4 protein-coding genes and 1 pseudogene are annotated in these 7,200 nt (G+C 32.6%); 3 read left to right on the top strand and 2 right to left on the bottom strand.

The annotated features are described in order from the left end of the window. Positions 1–1,695: excinuclease ABC subunit UvrB (uvrB, locus tag QZV03_RS10915; RefSeq protein ID WP_296876730.1), on the bottom strand; the 1,695-nt coding region annotated here is incomplete at its 3' end. Positions 1,696–2,056: 361 nt separating this feature from the next. Between uvrB and QZV03_RS10910 the strand changes: the two genes are divergently transcribed. After that, positions 2,057–4,831: a carboxypeptidase-like regulatory domain-containing protein gene (locus tag QZV03_RS10910; RefSeq protein WP_296869445.1), complete on the top strand. Its 2,775-nt coding sequence runs from the start codon at positions 2,057–2,059 to the stop codon at positions 4,829–4,831. A 196-nt stretch (positions 4,832–5,027) separates the two neighbouring features. Here the strand turns inward: QZV03_RS10910 and aroD are convergent, their stop codons facing one another. Then, a complete protein-coding gene (gene aroD / locus QZV03_RS10905) occupies positions 5,028–5,711 on the bottom strand; it encodes a type I 3-dehydroquinate dehydratase (RefSeq protein WP_296869447.1) in 684 nt (227 codons plus the stop codon). Positions 5,712–5,893: 182 nt separating this feature from the next. Between aroD and QZV03_RS10900 the strand changes: the two genes are divergently transcribed. Continuing rightward, complete coding sequence (locus QZV03_RS10900) at positions 5,894–6,619, top strand: hypothetical protein (protein ID WP_296869449.1); 726 nt, start codon at positions 5,894–5,896, stop codon at positions 6,617–6,619. 288 nt (positions 6,620–6,907) lie between these two features. Next, positions 6,908–7,200 (top strand): annotated as a pseudogene (locus QZV03_RS10895) (succinate--CoA ligase subunit alpha); the annotation flags it as partial.

Genomic DNA, 7,200 nt, shown 5'->3' with positions numbered 1-7,200 from the left:
AGTGATGTCTACAGCATTCCTTACTGAATCTGTCATGTCATCCACATACATGAGAACTTCACCGTCAACATTCCTTGCAGCTCTTCCGATTGTCTGAATGAGAGATGTTTCAGACCTTAGGAATCCTTCTTTATCTGCATCCAAAATAGCTACAAGTCCCACTTCAGGTAGGTCAAGCCCTTCCCTAAGCAGGTTTACACCTACAAGAACGTCAAACTCTCCACGTCTTAAATCGTCTATGATTTCCACTCTCTCCAATGTATCAATCTCTGAGTGAAGGTATCTTACCTTGATTCCGATTTTAGCATAGTAATCTGTCAAGTCCTCTGCCATTCTCTTGGTAAGTGTAGTGACAAGAATCCTTTGGTCCTTTGCAACTTTCTTCCTAACTTCACCAAGCAAGTCTTCAACTTGACCTTGAACAGGTCTGATGGTGATTTTAGGGTCAACCAGTCCAGTTGGCCTGATAATCTGCTCTACTACATTTTGGCTTCTGGACATTTCATAAGGTCCAGGAGTAGCTGAAACATAAAGTACCTGGTTTTGAATGGCTTCAAACTCATCAAATCTAAGTGGCCTGTTTTCCTTTGCAGAAGGCAATCTGAAACCATATTCCACAAGGGTTTCCTTTCTTGACCTATCCCCATTGTACATTCCCCTAATCTGTGGAACTGTTACATGGGATTCATCAATGATTGTTAAATAGTCATCTGGGAAGTATTTAAGCAAAGAATAAGGCATATCTCCCCAATTTCTGCCAGACAAATGCATGGAATAGTTTTCAATTCCAGGACAATAACCCATTTCCTGAAGCATTTCTATATCAAAACGGGTTCTCTGTTCCAATCTTTGGGCTTCAACATACTTTCCATTGAGATTCAATTCCCTAAGCCTGCTTTCAAGCTCATCATTGATGTCCTTTAAGGCCTGGTCCATTCTGTCAGCACCTACAACGAAGTGCTTTGCTGGAAATATCATGTACCTTTGAAGTGGCTCTTCCTTCTTGCCGGTTACTGGGTCTATCAAGCTGATTGCATCGATTTCATCACCAAAGAGTTCAATTCTTATTGGAGGTGTTCCATGAACAGGATTGATTTCAATCACATCTCCCCTTACCCTGAATTGGCCTCTTTCAAATGCAATGTCATTTCTCTCATACTGCATGAAAATAAGCTTTCTTAAGATGTCACTGCGTTCGTAAATATCTCCTACAGCGATGGAAAATGCAAATTCCCCATAATCTTCAGGTGAACCGATACCATAGATGCAGCTTACACTGCTCACTACAATCACATCATCACGTGATAGAAGTGATTGGGTAGCTGAGTGCCTCATTATGTCTATCTCTTCATTGATTGACGCCTCTTTGTCAATGAAAGTGTCTGTTCTTGGCACATAAGCTTCTGGCTGGTAGTAATCATAATAGCTGACAAAGTATTCTACTGCATTTTCAGGGAAAAACACCTTGAATTCCTCGTATAATTGTGCAGCCAATGTCTTGTTGTGTGATATGATCAATGTTGGCTTTTGGACCTTTTCAATGATGTTAGCCATTGTATATGTCTTACCGGAACCTGTGACACCTAATAGTGTCTGTTCATGATATCCCTTCTTAATGCCGTTTACAAGGGAATCAATGGCTTGTGGCTGGTCACCAAGTGGCTTATATGGAGATTTAAGTTTGAATTCTTTCAATTTATCACCTAATAAATTAAAGCGTTGTTTGTCTACATTATTTATAGCATATAGTATTTATAACATTATTTCTTATAATTTTATCTATTCTGGAAGTTCAAATAGTTGAAATGCATATTATTGCATATCAAGTTTTTTTTTAAAAATATTAAATCTTAATTTAATTAAATTAAAACAAAAATGATATATATTATTATAAAAATATTATATATGTATATAATTATAGTGAATATTTCATATTCAAACTAAAAATAGAAACTAAAATGGGTGAAAATCACTTAAATTATATGTGAATTAAGTTCTGATATTTATAAGAATTTATGTATTTGACTCAAAATTTAGTAAGGAGGATACAAAATTTATGAAATTTAAGAAATCATATGTCCTTTTGATTTCATTGATATCATTGTTCCTATTATTGGGAATGAGCACTGTATCTGCTGCAAGCGATGCTGATGTTATTGCTCAAGACATGTCAATAGATGATGTCAGTGAGATTGTGGATGTTGATAACAATTTAAATGATGTTGAAACCTTATCTCAAGGAGAGCAAACTTTTGTCTCTGATGAGCTTGAAACAGGCGGAGATGAAGGTGATGGTGGGGAACCTGTTGCGGATTCCATCAGCACTAACATTACTGCAGAAGATAAGGAATACTCCTATGGAGATACCATTAAGATCAATTTCAATCTTACTGATAATGAAGGTAACCCTATTAATGATACTAATGCAAGTAATTTCAAAGTATATTACAAGAATGCTACTGAAGGGGACTTTAATACTACTGTAGGTTTCAGCATAAACAATGAATCTCAAATTGTCTTGAATCAATTGAGTGTTGGAAACTATTCAATTAATATCCAATTTCTCAACAGTACAATTGGAGATAAGAATTACACTGAATCTAATAAAATCATTAGTTTAAACATTACTAAAACTGGTACAAGATTCAATGCAACCACTGCAAAGGTTCAAATAGATGAGGATGTAATAATTCCTTTCACAATCCTTATTGATTGCAATAAGACTCTTAATGTCAATGCAAGCAGATTGAATGTTACTGTTAATGGTATAGAATATGGCTTTAAAAATATTACTGGCGGTAATAATGTAACCAATGGTATTAAGTTAACCAATTTCACAAAAGCAATAGATAGTTATACCATTGTCATTAAGTATTTAGGTAATGAGAATTGTAATGAATCCGAAATTGAATTTGAATTGCACATAGTTGAAAACAATACCATTACAGCTAATGATACAATCAAGGTCAATGATTCCAATAAAACAATTACAATTCCATTTTCAATAAGCAATTCTCAAATTGTAAATGTTACTGATGAGGAAACCGGTGAAAATACCACAATTAACAATGTTACTAACATAACAGTAGATGCACAGAATTTATTATTGTTTATAACATATGATAATGGAACTGAAAATGTTACTGTTGTAATGGATTATAATAACTTCACATTAACTGGTACAGAAGGAAATTACTCCATTGAGTTAACTGTTCCTATTGATTTCAACAATACATTATATAAAGCTCAATTAGTGATCATTTATGCAAATGACACATTAAATGAAACCAACAAAACAATCAATTTAGTTGCTTTCAAGGAAGTATTCATAGTTCCTGTTTATGGTGGAGATAAGGCTGATTACCAATTTGGAAACTTCACATTCCAATTAGTTGATGGAAATAATCAACCAATAGCTAATGAAAACGTTACCATTTCAGGATTCTACTTCTATCAGATTTCTGAAAGAGGAACTTCATTATCCACTTCCAAAACCTTAACAACTGATGAAAATGGTATTATTGTATTTAATGATACAATGTTGAGTGTGAATATTGATACAATAGCCCTTTATTATAATTTCACTTCCCTTCCTGCGGGCACTTATAATGCTACATTCACAACTGGCGGATTTTATCAATTAAACAATAAGACTGAAATCACAGTTAATCCAATAGATGCAAGAATCATAGCAGAAAACCTTACAGGTGAATACGGCAATCTTTTACATTATACTTTCCAATTGTTCTCTGACAAGTATAATGCACCAATCAAATTTGCTAATGTTCAATTTATGATAAATGCTTCCAATATCAATGCAGTTAGAGATGGAGTAACCAATGAAACTGGATGGTATACCAGCCCAGACTTGAATTTAACTGCTAATGTCTATAATTTAACTCTTAAAACCACTGGAGATAGTTTAAATTGCAGTGATGCTAAAGCTAAATTGAATGTTACACAAAGAGATGCTACTGTAACCGCTTCCAATAGAACCATTTACTATAACTCTGATTATGCAGCTATAGTAAAATTAAAAGACAAGAAAACTGGTAAGGCAGTAGAAAATGCTTATGTTTGGGTAAGAATTTACACAGGTTCCAAATACACTGACTTCGTCGGTAAAACCAATAAGAACGGAAACGTTTACGTAAGCACTCCATTGTCTGTTGGAAAGCATAAAATCGTTTATCAATCTGTTGATAACAACTATAAGTCTGGTCAAATTACAAGATACTTGACTGTAAAAACAGCTCCAGCTAAATTTTCAGCTCCAAAAGTATCTACCTACTATAAATCTGGCAGGGTTTTCAAAATCAAATTGATCAACACTAAGACCAATAAGCCAATCCACTCCGGTACAATGAACATTAAGCTTTACATTTCCAAAAACAAGTACTATAATTATACCGGTGTCAGTGATGCTAAAGGTTTTGTTCAATTTAAAGCAACTTTAAAACCTGGAACTTATAAGGTTGTTGTCAGCGATTATGACAAAGGGTACACTGCAAAAGCTGTAACAAGTCAGATTAAAGTTAGCAAATCTCCTATTAAGATTGCTCCTACAGCTTTAAAAGTTAAAAAAGGCAAATACTTTAAAGTTAAGGTAACAAGCACTAAAAGCAAAAAGGTCCTTGCTGCTGTAAAGGTCAAAGTTAGAGTCTACACTGGCAAAAAATTCAAGACTTACACTATCAAAACCAATAAGAAAGGAATCGCAAGCTTGAAGATTAAGCAAAAAGTAGGAAAACACAAAGTTGTTCTCACTCCTTATCAAACCAAGTATTACACTGCTAAGAAAGTTACTAAAACTTTAAGAGTTGTTAAATAATTGGAAATTAAATCAAAATTAGTCTAATTAAGAGATTTTTTCTCTTAATTCTTTTTTTTATTTTTTAAAAAAAGTATTTTATTTTTTAAAACATTATTTCTAGTTTTTTATCATTTTTATCTATTTTTAAAAAGAGTTTAAAAAAATTAATATTCTATTTTTAAGTTAATCAATTAAAAAAAGTAAATGAGGATTATTATTTCAAATCATCTGTATTTATCAAATCACTGTTCATCAATGATTTCATTGTATCAATGTCTATTTGTCCAGGTGCTGTATTGTCATTTACTACAGCAAAAGTAAATGGTGCATTGAATTTAGATGCAATAACCCTTGTATAACTTCCCAATTCTCCCATGGAAATAGCTACAACGTTATCGAAGTGAGACATTAAAGGTAAAATTGTCAATGTATCCTCTAATGTATTAGGCATAACTGCTATCTTTGCAATGTCTCCAAGCTGTTTTTCCTGGATTACAATGTCCATTAATATGTCCAAATCAGGAGTTTGCTTGAAGTTATGGTAAGAAATGATGGATGTTACTCCAGTTTCTGTAATTGATTCAATGAGTTCTCTATCTGTTTGGAGCTCTACATCAACATAATCAGCCACATCACAGCATTCTCTAAGAATAGCTATTCTATCCTCTTCGCTTCCTCTAAATGATCCTCCTTCCTTAGAGGTTCTATTGGTTGCTATTGTTGGGAAATTGATCTCTTCTATGATTTCCTTAACAATCTTAGGGTTAGGATTATCCATACCATCTATTCTAAGCTCAAGAATATCAGCACCTTTAATTATGCAATCGTTAGCAACTTTCAAGATGTCTTCCTTGTTCCTTTGGAAAATTGGAATTGCTATTTTAGTTTCACTGTACACGCTGTTTACCCCATTTAAAAAACATAATTTTTATTATTTTTTGATTTTAATTTTTATTTACTAATATATTTAACTTATTTAATTAAATACTTAATTGATTTCAAGCCTGTTTTATACAATTTTCAATGTTTAATAAATAATTAAAGATATTAACTATAAAAGCTAAAGATATTAATGATATTATGAAAGTTGTAGCTATTGGTGCAGATATTTCAAGCAATGATGTTTCCGTTTCCGATTCATTAGTTGAAAACATTGAAAAGGACATTCCTAAACTCTTCGAATTGGGAGCAAGAAAGGCAGCTTTAACAAATATCACAGGAGATGATGTTGTAATCACTGCATTTGTTGAAGATGAGTTATTGGAAACAGTTAATGCAGGAATTGTAGAAATATTAAGAAACAATGCAGAAGATTTAGGTGATGTGGCAGGAATCTCTGAAGATCCTGATAATGCTGGAGAAGGCATATCCTATGCAGAAGCAAATCTGGAAGAAGGTCCTTTTCAGGATGCAATCATAATGGCATTTGACACCTATGGAGGGGAATCTTTTGTAGCTGATGTGGCTAATTCTGCTATAGAAGCAGCAAGTGGAATGAAATCAGTCACCGGAGTCAGCGATAAGATAGGTACAAGAACTGATATTCCAGGAGTAGGGTATGTATCCATTGATGACACTGATGATCCTGTTGTGGTTGTTTCAGTCAATGAACTGGAACAGATTGCTGTTGTAGCAAGTGCAATGATTGGAGCAGCTTTAGGAAATAAGAACACCTATCTTGTAAAGAGGCATACTGCATGTAATGTGCTTCCAGGAAGCGTCTTGGTATCTGTAACTGCATTAATGAATGGAAATATGATAGATTTATCTATACCATTTGAAAACAAAACAAGAATTTTAGGTTAAGTATCATTTTAATTAATTTAACACTTGATATTTTTAATATTTTTATTTTTAAAACTTATTTAATTAGTTGTTACATTAATTAAAATTACATTAGTTTTTTCACTATTTTTTCAATTGTTATTTTAGCATTTTTTTAATAATCAAATAATGAATAACTATTTAACATTTAAAAACTATATATAATAGTGATTAATAATTTATATAAAATTTATATAGTTATTATCTTGATTTAAACTTAATTAAATTTACATACATTAAAAATTATTTAAAATATCGATTGTGGTTCATATGATAATATTGAATGAAAATACAAAATGTTTAGTACAAGGAATTACTGGAAAACAAGGCCAATTCCATACTGAACAGATGATGAAATACAATACAAAGATTGTAGCAGGAGTAACTCCAGGCAAAGGCGGTCAAGAGGTTTGTGGAGTTCCTGTTTTTGATTCTATTGAAGAAGCTAAGGAAAATGTTGATGTAAACGCATCAATCATTTTTGTACCTGCACCTTTTGCAAAGGATGCAGCATTTGAATCCATTGATCATTTGGATTTGGTTATTATAATTACTGAACACAT

It is taken from the genome of uncultured Methanobrevibacter sp., assembly GCF_902788255.1.
Lineage (GTDB): Archaea > Methanobacteriota > Methanobacteria > Methanobacteriales > Methanobacteriaceae > Methanocatella.
Note: the sequence above shows the minus strand (reverse complement) of the source record. Positions and strands in the feature narration are given on the sequence as shown.